Here is a 14,348-nt window from a genome sequence, read left to right on the forward strand (position 1 = left end):
TTCAATGAATAAAAATAATTTTTACCGACACGGCCGAACACAATCCGGGTAAATGTGCCGCTCGCACATTCCGCTGTGCATTATTCCAGTCCAGTTTCTTCAATTACTTTTTTCGCCACTCGAAAACATTCCAGCGATTGCGGCACGCCGCAATAAATAGCGATGACGTGGATGATTGCGCGCAATTGCTTTTTGGTCACGCCATTGGTGATTGCGCCACGGCAATGTATTTCCCATTCGTGCATTTTCCCTAAGGCGCCGAGCATGGTCAGGTTCATCATCGAGCGGGTTTTTTCATCGATGGAATCGTCGCCCCAACCGAAACCCCAGCACCATTCCGTCATCATTTCCTGAAAGGGCAGGGTGAAATCGTCCGCGGCCTCAAGATTTTTCTCTACATATTCCGCGCCAAGGGTGGCCTTGCGTTTTGCCAGGCCCAATTCAAAACGTTTTTTATCCATTAGTGATCTCTCTGGGTTTGTTGATTCCCGGAGCTAAGGAATCTGTTAATTAAGTCGCTCCAAGTATCATTCGGGTTTGTTTTAGGGGCAGTTTTTTGGGTTTTATCAAAAACTACTGCCCCTTATGAGTGCCCATTAAGTTGCCCCAAGCAGTATTCGTGTTTGTTCGCTGTCAGCAAGCGGTCTGTTTAATTGAGCCGCCATTTTCTTGCTTTGCATAATCAATGCCTGGTTGGATTTGGCGACAGCACCGTCGCGCATCAGCAAACAGTTTTCAAAGCCAACGCGGATGTGCCCGCCGTTGTGAACCGCGCTTTGCAAGCAATCAAATTCATGTTGCCCGAAGGCGCACACCATCCAACTCTGACTGCGCGCCCATAAATTCAGGTATTGCGATAATAATTCAGGCCCCGGATTGGTGGTTGTCGTGTAGCGGCCAAGCACAAATAAAACGCTGTGACCATCGGCAGGAATAATTTCCCGATTCAATAGTTGATGATAGCGTTCAATTTCGGCTACGGAAAAAAGGATATATTGAACCAGTATTTTTTCGTCGCGCAGCCAATGGAAAAATTTTGAAGCCGTGTTTTCATAAGTTTGGTTTTCTCGCAATGAATTGGCATCCGCCGAAACTGGAATCAATTCGCGCAATGCCACCGAAACAGCTTCCGGCCGGATTGATTGCACTGCCGCAATCTGTTGCGGCGGAGAATAAACGCCGACCGACTCGGTAGTCATTTGAATGACCATCTGTTTCCCGATGGCGCGCCGAATAGCCGCGATGGTGTCTCTATAGATGGCCGCATCGAGACTATGCTTTCCGTCATCGGTTCTGATGTGGAGATGCAGCAGCGTGACGCCCAGCTCCCAAGCGGCGGATGCGGTATCCACTATGTCATTCAGGCTGAGCGGCAAATCAGGATGATCGGTTTTTTGTTTGGTCGCGCCGTTGGGCGCCAAGGCGATTATTAATGGGGCGATGATTAGTGGGGTGCTCATTGCTGGGTAAAATGGGAACTTACAAGCCTAATCTGAAATATGCTCAATCGCCGAATTAAGGGTAGTATCCAGTTTGTCGACGATTTCTTCGATATGGCTTGATTCGATGATGAAAGGAGGCGCGAGCAGGATGTGATGCCCGCGCTTGCCGTCTATGGTGCCGGCATCAGGATAGACGATGATGCCATTGTCCATTCCAATTTGTTTGATAATTAAATCCAATTTACTGTCGGCCGGAAAAGGCGTTTTTTCAATTCGGTCTTTCACCAATTCGATGCCGAGGAACAAACCTCGGCCGCGAATATCGCCGACATGGGGATGCTCGGCAAATCGTTGATTAAGAGCCTCGGAGAGTTGCGCCCCGCGGACTCGGACATTTTCAAGCAGATTGTTTTTATCGATATATCGTTGTGTGGCGAGGGCCGCGGCGGCGGAACTCGGATGACCGATATAGGTATGTCCGTGCTGAAAATTGCCGCTGCCGGCGTTAATCGCATCGAAGATATTGTGAGTCGCCAGGGTCGCCGCAATAGCTTGATAGCCGCCGCCCAAACCCTTGCCGATACTAACCAGGTCGGGGGTTACGCCCTCGTCTTGAAAGGCGAAAGTTTGGCCCGTTCTGCCCATGCCGCACATTATTTCATCCATGATCAGTAACACGCCATAACGGTCGCAAATTTCCCTTATGCGGGAAAAATAACCCGGCACCGCAACCACCGCGCCCACGGTCGAGCCGACAATGGTTTCGGCAATGAACGCGATAACCTGATTGGCGCCAAGTTCCTCGATTGATTGCTCGAGTTCATTGGCGACGCGCAGTCCGTATTCTTGCTCGGTTTCGTTTTCATTGCGCCCGCGGTAGGCATAGCACGGGGAGATGTGATGCGAGCGATTCAATATCGGCTGATAAACTTGACGTCGCCCGAAATGCCCGCCCACAGACAAGGCGGTAATAGTATTGCCGTGATAACTTTGTCGGCGCGAGATGAAATACTGGCGTTGCGGCTGGCCGATTTCGACGAAATACTGGCGCGCCATTTTCAGCGCGGTCTCGATGGCTTCAGACCCGCCGGATAAAAAATAAACTTTGTTCAGCGCTTGATTCGTGCGCTCGACCAACAGGGTTGCCAATTGCTCGGCGACTTCGGTGGTGAAAAAACCGGTATGTGCATAAGGTAATTTGTCCAATTGGGATTTGACCGCGTCGATCACGTATTGGTTATGATGGCCAAGACAGGAAACCGCAGCGCCACAGGAAGCATCGAGATATTTCTTGCCTTGTTGATCAATGAGATAGACCCCTTCGCCGCGCACGGCTTTGGGGTACTCATTTTGCAAGTTTCGATGAAATATATAACTCATGATAGGTTTATTCGACCTGTTTATTTTTTCAGTTTATTTTTCAAGGTGTTTGATTGCTTGTAATAGGGGGTTATACTTTACTTCCTGATCATTTTAGCAAAATAGAGGATGCAAATGAACTTACAACTGCTCCACTCACAGCACCCATTTCAAGTACAAACATCAGAGAACCATTCGCTACAGCATCGTGTCAGAAATACACTTTCAATTCATACTAATTCCCATTCGCCAATATTCTAACGCAAGACAATAAAGCCAAATATCACGATCCCGCACAGCCGCTGATTTCACACGATTATCTGAGCGAGGTCTATCACACGATGGCCGAGCTAAATAAGCTAGGGGTGCAATCAGAAAATCTAGGCCGTGTGTCCGTGGACGGCCCGGCATTGCGCGATGCGTTGTGCGTCATCTGCAAACACCTCGTTGCGGAACTTGGCGGCACGCCCATTAGTCTATGCCGAACTGGGACCAGAGCCGGTCAAAACCCGCTACATCATCGAAAATTTACTCAATTGCGACGTCAGGATTGAGCGCTATATCGCGGTGGATATCAACCCGGCATCCCAAACCCATATGCGCCCCGTTCTAAAGGACATATTGCCGGACACCCCCATCGATTTTGCCGTCACTTCATTTGGGCAATTCCGGCTAGACCAGTTTTTGGACAAGCAAAATGCCCCTACACTAATAACCATGCTCGGATTTCAGGAGGGTAATGACGATCCCCATATTTATGTCGGGCTGGCTTTCCCGGATTGCGCGCGAGGGGGATCTGTTGTTGTCCGAAGTCCAGCTTTTAAACGCGCGCAATGCGGCGCAAATTTCCGAATTTATGCCCATCCCCTTATGCAGCGGTTCTCGCGCATTGCGTTTGAGCAATTCATCGGTCAAAAACCTCCTTCGCTGAACCGGTTTTTTCTTCTGCCCGTTACGCTTATTGACAACAGTATCATTTATACGGCTATCCTGTGCGAGGAATTTATCGATACAAACCGGGATCGGTATTTGTTTGTTTCCAATTTTTGTTTAAAGCCCAACCGACAACAATATCAATATTACCGCCAGCGCGGCGGTTTTTCTCAATCGTTTGGGAAAATTCCACCGATGATGAAACCCTCTTGTTTCAGTTTTCCAGACGCCGGTAGGGTCTATTAAATGCCTAACATTCCCATGTTGACTGCCGCCGGCTTATCAATCGTTGCCGCAACCTATGGTTTGGCCCGCTATTGTTTTGGCCTGTTCCTCCCAGAAATCCGTGATGCCTTCAATCTTTCGTCTCAAACCATCGGATTAATCGCCGGCAGCTCCTATGTGGGATATCTGACAGCAATTTTTTTGAGCGCATGGCTTTCAGCTCTGTTTGGACCGAGATTGCCTGTCATCTTAGGCGGCACTGCCGCCACGGTCGGAATGCTCTTGATCGCGCTCGCCCAAACGCCCTTTATCCTGGTGCTTGGGGTTTTTGTGGCAGGTATGAGTCCGGGCCTCGCCTACCCGCCTTTTTCGGATGTGATCGTTCGCCATATCGAGGTGAAAAAGCAAAATACCGTTTATGCCTGGATCAATTCGGGAACTGGTTTTGGCGTTGCACTGGCTGGTCCGTTGGCTCTGTATGCCGGTGCCGATTGGCGGATTGCCTGGTTTGCGTTTGCCGCCCTTGCGCTTGTTGTAACCGTATGGAATGGCTTGGTCATTCCCGTATCCAAACCTGCGGCCGGCAAACAAAAAACCACCCCCCTCGGATATTTTTTTACTCTCAAAAACCCCGCAGCAACCGGCCTGTTTATCACCGCGTTATTGTTTGGTGTCGTGACAGCCATCTACTGGACTTATGCAGTTGATTTGTTGCGCCATTTATCCAGCGATTCCAAAGCCGGTATTATCTTTTGGGTCACGCTTGGCGTATCCGGCATCTTTGGTTGCTTCGCCGGAGAAATCGTCAATGCGCTGGGGCTAAAACTTGCCTATCAAACCCTGGTGCTCATCGTTGCCCTGGCCATTGGAACCCTGCCCCTCATCGCAGACACAGTGTTGGGCATTTATTTGTCGGCCGCATTTTTCGGTGTGGGTTTTATCGCGGCCACGGCCATCTTTGGCATCTGGAGCATGCAACTATATCACGATCACCCCTCCATCGGTTTCGGTGCGACATTTTTTTTAATTTCTCTAGGACAAGGTATTGGCCCAATAATGGGTGGTTTCCTCTCGCCTATTGTTGGCCAATCCATGCTGTTTAATATTGTAGGAATAGTGTGTGCGGGTCTTATCTGTTGTTTTCCATCGCACCGCAAACCCGTATAGCGTAACAGAAATTTATACGAAGACTGCAACGTATATTAGAAACTGATTTCTTAGATTTTATTGATCGTCCAGCCGCTTTGGTGTCGAAGCCGAGAGTAAATCTGACTCTCTCCCAATAGCGCACTACGCCGGGTCACCCCAGACAAGTACGGACAGTTTTACTCACATCGGCATCCGGTGGGTAAAGAAACAGAAGAAAAGAGAAGGGGTTTCGTTTTCATTGCGCCCGCGGTAGGCATAGCACGGGGAGATGTGATGCGAGCGATTCAATATCGGCTGATAAACTTGACGTCGCCCGAAATGCCCGCCCACAGACAAGGCGGTAATAGTATTGCCGTGATAACTTTGTCGGCGCGAGATGAAATACTGGCGTTGCGGCTGGCCGATTTCGACGAAATACTGGCGCGCCATTTTCAGCGCGGTCTCGATGGCTTCAGACCCGCCGGATAAAAAATAAACTTTGTTCAGCGCTTGATTCGTGCGCTCGACCAACAGGGTTGCCAATTGCTCGGCGACTTCGGTGGTGAAAAAACCGGTATGTGCATAAGGTAATTTGTCCAATTGGGATTTGACCGCGTCGATCACGTATTGGTTATGATGGCCAAGACAGGAAACCGCAGCGCCACAGGAAGCATCGAGATATTTCTTGCCTTGTTGATCAATGAGATAGACCCCTTCGCCGCGCACGGCTTTGGGGTACTCATTTTGCAAGTTTCGATGAAATATATAACTCATGATACGCTTATTTGATCTGTTTATTTTTTTAAGGTTGTATAAGTTCAGAAACATATTGCACTATGATTCGGAGGAATCAGAATGCAATATCAACACATAGGTTATGGCGTCAAAGGGTTTTATCGTGTCGGTTGTTATGCGATAAAACCGACTATGAACAATGAAATAATACAACACCGATTACGAGTCCTTGAGTTCTGGGAAAAGCACGGCTTACAGGCAGCAACGGACCACAGTGGCAAAAGTCGCCGCACCTTGTTTAACTGGAAAAAGCAATATCACGTGCTGGGAGTGAGCGGATTGCAAGCCAAATCCACCGCGCCTAAACACCGGCGCAAGCGTCAATGGTCTGTGGAACTCATTCAACAAATCAGGCATTGGCGTACTGAATTGCCCAATTTGGGCAAGAGCAACTACATGTCTTGCTCAAGCCATGGTGTATCCAAAAAGGCGTGCATTGCCCCAGTGAATCCACAATCGGACGCCTTATTGCCGATGCGTCCGATAACATGCGCGCCAGCCTGCCTACCTTAACCCCCAAAGGCAAACCCAAACGCTATCGTCGCCCAGCCGTAGCGCGGCGTCCAAAAGGCTATCGCCCACAACGCATCGGGGAATGCGTCGGGCTGGACGCCATAGAACGCCGCATGGGTTCTGTACGCCGATATATCCTCACCTACATTGACGAAGTGAGCGATTATGCCCTGGCAATGGCGCTACCGCGATTAAACAGTCAGGCAGCGAAACAATTCTTTGAAAAATGCTTCCGCCTAACCCCTTTTAATGTGGAACAGATTATCACCGACAGCGGCAGTGAGTTTAAGGGCGCATTTGATCAGTTAATCAGCGATTCACAGATCGTTCACCTTTGGACTTATCCCAACACCCCTAAAATGAATGCCGTTTGTGAACGATTTAATCGCACCATCCAAGAGCAGTTCGTCGATTTCCATGAGGACTTATTGTTTACGGATTTGAACTTGTTCAATGAAAAACTGGCCGATTGGCTGATCAAATATAATACCCTCCGTCCACATAAAGGACTGGCATTAAAAACACCCATGCAATACATTATCGACAATCACAAAAAGTGCAATATGTGGTGGACCCATACAAAGGTTGCCTTTGGGTAGTAGTTTAGTTTACTCTTGCGCCTGTGTGCGAATAATACTTCATTAAAAAAATTTATTGATTTTGTGCGCACATCCTTGTATTCATAAGGAAATCGAATTTAATCAGATGGTTTTCTATACTAATGCACTTTAAAGATTTGGAGAAAAAGTTATGAAGTTAAAATCAGTAGTCATTGCCGCGGCGCAGGTCGGTGTACTGGCCGGCGCACTCGCTTGTGCAGGCACAGCGACAGCGGCACAACAATTCATTTCCATCGGCACCGGCGGCGTCACTGGCGTTTACTATCCCACCGGCGGCGCGATTTGTCGGCTGGTGAACAAGAAGCGAAAAGAGCATGGTTTTCGTTGCTCGGCGGAATCCACCGGCGGATCAATTTACAACATCAATACCATTCGCGCCGGCGAACTTGAATTTGGCGTGGCCCAATCGGACTGGCAATACCACGCCTACCATGGCACCTCCAAATTTAAGGATGCCGGCAAGTTTGAGAATTTGCGCGCGGTCTTTTCGGTTCATCCCGAACCGGTGACCGTTATTGCCAGCGACAGCTCGGGCATTGTCAATATTGACGATGTCAAGGGCAAGCGCATGAACATCGGCAACCCGGGCTCCGGCACGCGCGGCACCTGGGAAGTGCTTGAAGCAGCGCTTGGCTGGGAGCGCAGCGACCTGAAACTGGCCGCGGAAATGAAATCGGCGGAAACCGGTCAAGCCGTGTGCGATGGCAAAATTGATGCTTATTTCTGGTTGGTCGGTCATCCTTCGGCATTGACCCAGGAATCGCTGGCGACTTGCGACGCGCATCTCGTTAACGTTACCGGCCCGGCGGTCGACAAGTTGGTTGCGGATAATTCCTATTACCGCACCGCGACTATCCCCGCCGGCATGTACAATAACGATAGCGACATCAATACCTTTGGCGTTGGCGCCACGTTCGTGTCCAGCGCCGATGTGTCTGAGGAAGCGGTTTATGTTGTGGTAAAAGCGGTATTCGACAACTTCGAGGATTTCAAAAAGCTTCACCCGGCTTTTGCCAATCTCAAAGAGTCCGAAATGATTACCGACGCGCTATCTGCGCCATTGCATGCCGGCGCAATCAAGTACTACAAAGAACGCGGTTGGATGTAGCAAGACGCAAATCGGGCGGGCCTGAATTACTCGGATATGTCCAAGTTTTCAGGCGCCTGCCTATCCATCCTCACTAAAATCATCTTCAATCACAGGTGATTTCAAACCTATAAATTGAAACGCAACCGCTTCCAGCGAGGCATTGATGGCAAAGCACGACCTATCCAAGGACGGCGTTGATGATTTTGTAGCGCAAATCGAATCCGGTGGCCGCAATGCCATTGGTTGGCAGGGCAAACTTATTGCCTGCGCGACATTTATATGGGCATTATTCCAACTGTACATTGCCTCAAACCTGCCGTTTTGGCTTACCGATGTTACCGGCATCAGCGTCATTGTGACCAATTCAAACGCCCGATTGATTCACCTCGCATTTGGTTTTTTTCTCGGCTCACTGGCGTTTCCCTTATTCAAGTCGAGTCCCAAAGATCGAGTTCCGTGGTACGACTGGGCGCTGGCGGCGATTGGCGTCGCTGCTTGCTTGTACATCGTGGTATTGCGTAATGAAATTGCGGTTCGCGCCGGGCTGCCAACGCAAGGTGATTTGATTGCCTCGACCATAGGCATGCTGATTCTTGGTGTGACTGTTTATCGAACTCTGGGGCTGCCGTTGCTAATCGTGGCCAGCGTGTTTGTGAGTTACGTATTTTTTGGCAACTCCGAATGGTTGCCGGAAACGATTCAATGGAAGGGCGCGTCCTATGGCAAAGCCATGTGGCATTTCTGGATGCAGAACGAGGGCGTATTCGGGGTGGCGCTCGGGGTTTCCGCTACGCTGATATTTTTGTTTGTGCTGTTCGGGTCGATTCTGGAGAAAGCGGGCGCCGGCAACTATTTTATTAAAATTGCCTTCGCCTTGCTCGGTCACTTACGCGGCGGGCCGGCAAAAGCCGCGGTTGTCGCCTCGGCCCTGAGCGGCATGTACTCCGGTTCGTCCATTGCCAATACCGTGACCACAGGAACATTCACCATTCCCCTGATGAAGCGCACCGGCTTTTCCGCGGAAAAAGCTGGTGCAGTCGAAGTCGCCTCGTCCACAAACGGGCAGTTGACCCCGCCGGTGATGGGCGCCGCGGCATTTTTAATCGCCGAATTTACCGGCATCAGCTACCAGGATATTCTCAAACACGCACTGGTTCCGGCGCTGGTATCCTACATCGCGCTGTTCTATATCGTGCATCTTGAGGCCATGAAAATGGATTTACAGGGCCTGCCAAAACCGCCTTCATCGCGCACTTTTGCGAATAAATTGATCGGATTTCTGGGCGGATTCATCGGTATCTCGCTACTCGGCATGGTGGTCTATTTCGGTCTCGGCTGGGTCAAAGTCGCCGCGCCGGATGCGGCATTCACCATTGTTGCGGTTGGCTGTACGCTGCTTTACCTGTTCTTGCTAAAACTCGCGTCCAAAACCCCCGACCTGATTGTCGACGATCCTGATGCCCCGATCTTGGCATTGCCCAAAGCCGGGGAGACTGCAATCACCGGCTTGTACTACATATTGCCCATCGTGATTCTAATCTGGTGCATCATTATCGAGCGACTGTCGCCAGCACTCTCAGCATTTTGGGCAACCATCGCCATGATTATCGTTTCGCTGACTCAAAACCCGATTAAGGCGTTTTTCCGTGGCACCGGTAATTACTGGGGGGCATTTAAAATCGGCCTGTGTGACTGGATTGCAGGCATGATGGCCGGTTCGCGCAACATGATCAGCATTGCGGTTGCGACCGGGGCGGCTGGAATTATCGTCGGCACCATATCCTTGACCGGCGCCCATCAGGTGGTCGGTGAGTTCGTTGAGTTTCTGTCTGGTGGCTCTTTAATTGTGATGCTGGTTCTGGTCGCATTAATGAGTCTGATTTTGGGAATGGGCTTGCCAACAACGGCTAACTACATCGTCGTTTCTTCTTTGATGGCGCCGGTGATTATCACCCTCGGCGCGCAAAATGGATTGCTGGTGCCGTTGATTGCGGTACATTTGTTTGTGTTTTATTTTGGTATCCTGGCCGACGATACGCCGCCTGTGGGATTAGCAGCGTTTGCGGCGGCGGCGATTTCCAAAGGCGATCCGATTAAAACCGGTATCCAGGGATTCGCTTACGATATTCGTACCGCATTACTGCCGTTTTTGTTTATTTTCAATACTGAGCTGCTACTGATCGACGTGTCGCCGCTCAAAGCAGTATTTATATTTTGCGTGGCCGTGTTCGCGATGATGCTATTTGCCTCGGCAACGCAAGGGTACTTCCTTACGCGCAACAAGAAGTGGGAATCGGCATTATTGTTAATTGTCGCATTTACCCTGTTCCGACCGGGTTACTGGCTGGACCAAATTTCGCCGCCATACGACAGCTCTGAGCCCAGCACAATTTATGAAGTGGTTGGCCAAGCCACTCCCGACGGCGTGCTCACGATGGTAATCAGCGGTCCGGACTTCGATTCCGGGGAAATCGAATCAACCACCATACTGGTGCCGCTGGGACAACGTTCGGAAGCCGTCGAGCGACTTGAAAATGCAGGCCTGTCGGTCACCGTCGAAGATGGATTCGCGGTCATTGAGGAGCCCTTGCCGGGCACGCCGTTTTTTGAAGGCATCGGAAAAACGTTTGATTTTTATGACGACCGACCGGTGCGCATTGCCGATGTCCTTACTAGATCCGAGCGCGTGGCCAAGGAAGTATTTTATATCCCGGCCATTTTGTTGCTCGGTCTGGTGGTATTTTTGCAACGCAGACGCCGCACTGCAACTGCGTAGAAAAAAACAATGCGCGGGCTGGCCGATCCGGACTAAAGCAAAATAACTAGCGCAAAATAACAGATTCGGTCGCTTGCGTGCAATTTCGGGCGCAATATTCAGGTTAGCCGCCTTTCCAATTTGGCGGTCGTTTTTCCGCAAACGCCCTGGCGCCTTCCATAAAATCTTCGGAGAGCAGCATTTTTTGATAGACCGGAAATGCTTTGTTGCCGGGCTTGGTCGCCGCAAATGCGTCTTCAATAGGTAAACTGTAAATATTCGGGACAACTTCTTTCAATGCCTGCAACGCAAGGGGGGCGGCATTGGCAATTTCCTCAGCCAGTTGCCGGGCCCGAGATAATAAATTTTCCGGTGGCAATACCTCATGCACGAAGCCCCAATGCCGAGCTTCGGTTGCGGGCATTCGTCGTCCAGTTAACAATAATTCAATGGCGACGTTATAAGGAAACTTACGCGGCAGATGCTGTACGCCGCCAGCGTCAGGCAGAAATCCCCGGTGCAATTCCGGCAGGAAAAATTCCGCGCTATCCACGCATACAACGATGTCGCAAGCCAGGCAAATCTCAAATCCACCACCCACGGCAATGCCGTTCACGGCGGCAATCACCGGTTTGCGCAAATCCCAGAATTCGGTCATGCCGGCAAATCCACCGGGCGAAGCCAGCGAATCAGCCAACGCCTGTTGGTTGGTTTCCATGTCGGCCATGGCCTTTAAATCCCATCCCGCGCAAAATATTTTTTCGCCGGTCGCGGTTACAATACCGCACTGTAATTGCGGGTCATCCTGAAGCTGGCGCAACGCATTGTGAATGGCGCGCGCGACTTCCTGGTTGATGGCATTGGCAGGCGGCCGGTTTAACGTGATTTCCAGCACCTTGCCGTTTTGTTGAACACGAACATGGTCTGTCATATTGTCCCCCCGAAAGTTGAACAGTGAATTGAGAATTGTATGGGTCAATGCCCGTCAGTAAATAGAACCTTATGCTAATGTAACTGATATGAGCGAAACAGCGTCACAAAATAAAGACCCACAAAACAAACAGAGCGGAAACAAACAATCACACTGGATGTCTCGTATGCTGGCGCCTCAATCCATCGCACTTGTGGGCGCATCGGAAAAGCCGGACAGTTTTGGGTTGCGCACCAAGCGCCTGTTAGAGAATCATGCCTATGCCGGGAGTCTCTACCCGGTCAATCCGCGTTATCAGGAAGTCGAGGGGGTGGCCTGTTATCCGAATATTGAATCGCTGCCGATAGTGCCTGATTTAGTGGTTTTGGTCATCGGCAGCCACGCAGTGGAGGCAGTGTTCGATAAGGCAATCGAGCTGGAGGTCGGAGGAATGGTCATTTATGTGAACAATTACCTCGAAGAAGACCGGTCGCCTACCCTGTTGCAACGATTAAAAACCAAAGCCCGCAAAGCCAATATGCCGGTTTGTGGCGGTAATGGCATGGGTTTCTATAATTACCGCGCCAATACGCTGGTTAGTTTTGATTTTCCGCCTGAGCGGCCAGCCGGCCACATCGCGTTTATCGCCCACTCCGGTTCGGTGATGACCTACCTTGCTAATACCGACCCGCGGTTGATGTTTAATCTTGCCGTTTCTCCGGGCCAGGAGATTCATGGCACTGTGGCAGATTACATGCTCTACGCTTTGGCGCAACCATCCACTCGGGTATTGGCGATTTTTGTCGAAACCATTCGTGATCCAGCGAGGTTTATGCTTGCTTTGATACGCGCGCGTAAACAACAAATACCCGTGATTGTGGTTAAAGTCGGCTGCACCGAGCAAAGCGCACGTATGGCGGCCGGTCACTCCGGCGCTGTGGCCGGAGATGATGGCGCGTTTCAAGCAATTTGTGATCATTATGGCGCAATTCGAGTGGCCGATATCGATCAATTGGCCGCCACCGCATTGGCTTTTTCCCAACCACGGCGTCCGGGCAAGGGCGATCTTTCCAGCCTGCTCGATTCCGGCGGCTTGCGCGAACAGATGATTGATCTTGGTGAAGGAATGGCATTGAAATTCACCCAACTTACCGACCACTCGCGCAAGCAACTCGAGAAGTTTCTGGAATATGGGCTGGTTGCTGAAAATCCCGTGGATGCCATGGGCGCGCTCAATGCCGATATCGCCGAGATATACCGCAATTGCTTAAACATCCTCGCCGATGACCCAGGCACAGCAATGGTATCTCTGGAATTTGAATTTCGCGACAATTTTTCTCAGTACCCTGCGCTGCTTGATGTGGCCAAGGCGTTTATCGATTTGACAGATAAACCATTGATCGTGGTAAATAGCAGCGTGAATGCCAATAACGCCGCTACTGCCAGCGAGTTAGGTCAGTTTGGCATTCCGGTGATAAATGGCGTGTCGCTGGCTTTGTCTGCCATGGCAAACATGTTTCGATATCGTGATTATATATTTTTCGATACCCCGGTAATGGCACAGGCAATGGCCCATGCAATGGAAAGCAGAGGCAATGATTTAGACAATAAAACATTGGCATATTGGCGAGACCGCCTGCAAAACACCCGCGCGCTGGGTGAAGTCGAGTCCTTGCAATTGCTTGCAGATTTTAACTTGCCTTGTGTGAGGTCGCGGGTTTCCGATAATTTGGATGATGCCGTTGCGGCTGCGGAGGCTTTAGGATACCCGGTTGTACTCAAGTCGGCCCAACCTGACTTGCATCATAAATCCGAGGCGGACGGGGTTCGGTTATCGTTAATGAATGCGGATGCAGTGGGCCATGCCTATCACGATATTGCAAATCGCCTGGGCGCCAGGGTTATGGTTGCAACCATGATTGAATCTGGTGTGGAGCTGGCATTTGGAATGATCAATGATCCGCAATTCGGTGCGATAGTGATGGTTTGCGCTGGAGGAATCTATATTGAGTTGCTCAAAGATCGTCGGTTCATTCCGGCGCCGTGCGGTGTGGAAGAAGCGCTGTATAGTATTCAGTCGCTGAATATTTTTAAAATTTTAAAAGGCGTACGCGGCAAACCGCCATGCCGTGTCGATCTCGCCGCTCAGATGCTTTCCGAATTTTCCAAAGTTGCGTTTGAACTGCGAGATGTTATTAGCGAAATCGACTTGAACCCGGTGATCGTCAGCTCAGAAGCGTGCACCATAGTGGATGCGCTGGTAATTTCTTCGAATGTCTGAAACGCATTAACCCCTGGACGAATGGGACTTACAACAGGGGGCTTACGCGCCGTACAGGAGCGGTTTGTGGATTATCACGAAAACCGCCTGTTTGAGATCTCGATGTGTTCAATCAGAAACTGGCCGATTATCTGGTCAAACACAACGCCGGCCGCATAACGAGCTTGCACTGAAAACATCGGTTCAGGTCATCATTGAAAACAACAAAAAGTGCAATATGTGGTGGACTTATACAGTGCTTTGACTTTCCTAAAAGAGGGTGTTAGCCTTTACTTGCATTTGACGTTTCCATTAAAA

10 protein-coding genes and 1 pseudogene are annotated in these 14,348 nt (G+C 50.3%); 6 read left to right on the top strand and 5 right to left on the bottom strand.

Annotation, left to right across the window (positions count from 1 at the left end; all coding sequences use genetic code 11):
- Positions 1–80: 80 nt before the first annotated feature.
- The 3 genes from ACPXXB_RS01960 to ACPXXB_RS01970 form a co-directional block, all read right to left on the bottom strand.
- Positions 81–461: a carboxymuconolactone decarboxylase family protein gene (locus ACPXXB_RS01960; RefSeq protein WP_423908712.1), complete on the bottom strand. Its 381-nt coding sequence runs from the start codon at positions 459–461 to the stop codon at positions 81–83.
- A 135-nt stretch (positions 462–596) separates the two neighbouring features.
- Positions 597–1,460, bottom strand: coding sequence for a 3-keto-5-aminohexanoate cleavage protein (locus ACPXXB_RS01965; RefSeq protein ID WP_423908714.1), 864 nt, complete (start codon positions 1,458–1,460; stop codon positions 597–599).
- 27 nt (positions 1,461–1,487) lie between these two features.
- Positions 1,488–2,822, bottom strand: coding sequence for an aspartate aminotransferase family protein (locus ACPXXB_RS01970; RefSeq protein WP_423908716.1), 1,335 nt, complete (start codon positions 2,820–2,822; stop codon positions 1,488–1,490).
- A 366-nt stretch (positions 2,823–3,188) separates the two neighbouring features.
- Here ACPXXB_RS01970 and ACPXXB_RS01975 point away from each other — a divergent pair, with 366 nt between their 5' ends.
- Both ACPXXB_RS01975 and ACPXXB_RS01980 read left to right on the top strand, forming a co-directional pair.
- A complete protein-coding gene (locus tag ACPXXB_RS01975) occupies positions 3,189–3,980 on the top strand; it encodes a hypothetical protein (protein WP_423908718.1) in 792 nt (263 codons plus the stop codon).
- A complete protein-coding gene (locus tag ACPXXB_RS01980; protein WP_423908720.1) occupies positions 3,981–5,126 on the top strand; it encodes an MFS transporter in 1,146 nt (381 codons plus the stop codon). It begins immediately after the preceding gene.
- Between the two features lie 162 nt (positions 5,127–5,288).
- Here ACPXXB_RS01980 and ACPXXB_RS01985 read toward each other — a convergent pair whose 3' ends face one another.
- Positions 5,289–5,861 carry an aminotransferase class III-fold pyridoxal phosphate-dependent enzyme gene (locus tag ACPXXB_RS01985; RefSeq protein ID WP_423908722.1) on the bottom strand — a complete coding sequence of 191 codons (573 nt, stop codon included), beginning with the start codon at positions 5,859–5,861 and terminating at the stop codon, positions 5,289–5,291.
- A gap of 81 nt (positions 5,862–5,942) precedes the next feature.
- On the opposite strand from ACPXXB_RS01985, the pseudogene ACPXXB_RS01990 reads away from it, so the two are divergent.
- The 3 genes and pseudogenes from ACPXXB_RS01990 (at position 5,943) to ACPXXB_RS02000 (ending at position 10,881) form a co-directional block, all read left to right on the top strand.
- Positions 5,943–6,994 (top strand): annotated as a pseudogene (locus tag ACPXXB_RS01990) (integrase core domain-containing protein).
- Between the two features lie 151 nt (positions 6,995–7,145).
- Positions 7,146–8,123: a TAXI family TRAP transporter solute-binding subunit gene (locus ACPXXB_RS01995; RefSeq protein ID WP_423908723.1), complete on the top strand. Its 978-nt coding sequence runs from the start codon at positions 7,146–7,148 to the stop codon at positions 8,121–8,123.
- Positions 8,124–8,268: 145 nt separating this feature from the next.
- Positions 8,269–10,881 (top strand): TRAP transporter permease, encoded by a 2,613-nt coding sequence (locus ACPXXB_RS02000; protein WP_423908725.1) that lies wholly within the window; start codon positions 8,269–8,271, stop codon positions 10,879–10,881.
- A gap of 103 nt (positions 10,882–10,984) precedes the next feature.
- On the opposite strand, the gene ACPXXB_RS02005 is transcribed toward ACPXXB_RS02000, so the two are convergent.
- A complete protein-coding gene (locus tag ACPXXB_RS02005; RefSeq protein ID WP_423908726.1) occupies positions 10,985–11,791 on the bottom strand; it encodes an enoyl-CoA hydratase-related protein in 807 nt (268 codons plus the stop codon).
- 88 nt (positions 11,792–11,879) lie between these two features.
- Between ACPXXB_RS02005 and ACPXXB_RS02010 the strand changes: the two genes are divergently transcribed.
- Positions 11,880–14,051 carry an acetate--CoA ligase family protein gene (locus ACPXXB_RS02010; RefSeq protein ID WP_423908728.1) on the top strand — a complete coding sequence of 724 codons (2,172 nt, stop codon included), beginning with the start codon at positions 11,880–11,882 and terminating at the stop codon, positions 14,049–14,051.
- The last annotated feature ends 297 nt before the right edge of the window (positions 14,052–14,348 follow it).

The sequence above is a fragment of the Candidatus Spongiihabitans sp. genome, assembly GCF_965237845.1.
Lineage (GTDB): Bacteria > Pseudomonadota > Gammaproteobacteria > Arenicellales > Poriferihabitantaceae > Spongiihabitans.

What these genes read in the sequence shown, in the direction of transcription:
- ACPXXB_RS01960 (WP_423908712.1), bottom strand. Translation starts at nt 461, where the DNA reads ATGGATAAAAAACGTTTTGAATTGGGCCTGGCAAAACGCAAGGCCACC.
- ACPXXB_RS02000 (WP_423908725.1), top strand. Translation starts at nt 8,269, where the DNA reads ATGGCAAAGCACGACCTATCCAAGGACGGCGTTGATGATTTTGTAGCG.
- ACPXXB_RS01965 (WP_423908714.1), bottom strand. Translation starts at nt 1,460, where the DNA reads ATGAGCACCCCACTAATCATCGCCCCATTAATAATCGCCTTGGCGCCC.
- ACPXXB_RS02005 (WP_423908726.1), bottom strand. Translation starts at nt 11,791, where the DNA reads ATGACAGACCATGTTCGTGTTCAACAAAACGGCAAGGTGCTGGAAATC.
- ACPXXB_RS01980 (WP_423908720.1), top strand. Translation starts at nt 3,981, where the DNA reads ATGCCTAACATTCCCATGTTGACTGCCGCCGGCTTATCAATCGTTGCC.
- ACPXXB_RS01985 (WP_423908722.1), bottom strand. Translation starts at nt 5,861, where the DNA reads ATGAGTTATATATTTCATCGAAACTTGCAAAATGAGTACCCCAAAGCC.
- ACPXXB_RS02010 (WP_423908728.1), top strand. Translation starts at nt 11,880, where the DNA reads ATGAGCGAAACAGCGTCACAAAATAAAGACCCACAAAACAAACAGAGC.
- ACPXXB_RS01970 (WP_423908716.1), bottom strand. Translation starts at nt 2,822, where the DNA reads ATGAGTTATATATTTCATCGAAACTTGCAAAATGAGTACCCCAAAGCC.
- ACPXXB_RS01995 (WP_423908723.1), top strand. Translation starts at nt 7,146, where the DNA reads ATGAAGTTAAAATCAGTAGTCATTGCCGCGGCGCAGGTCGGTGTACTG.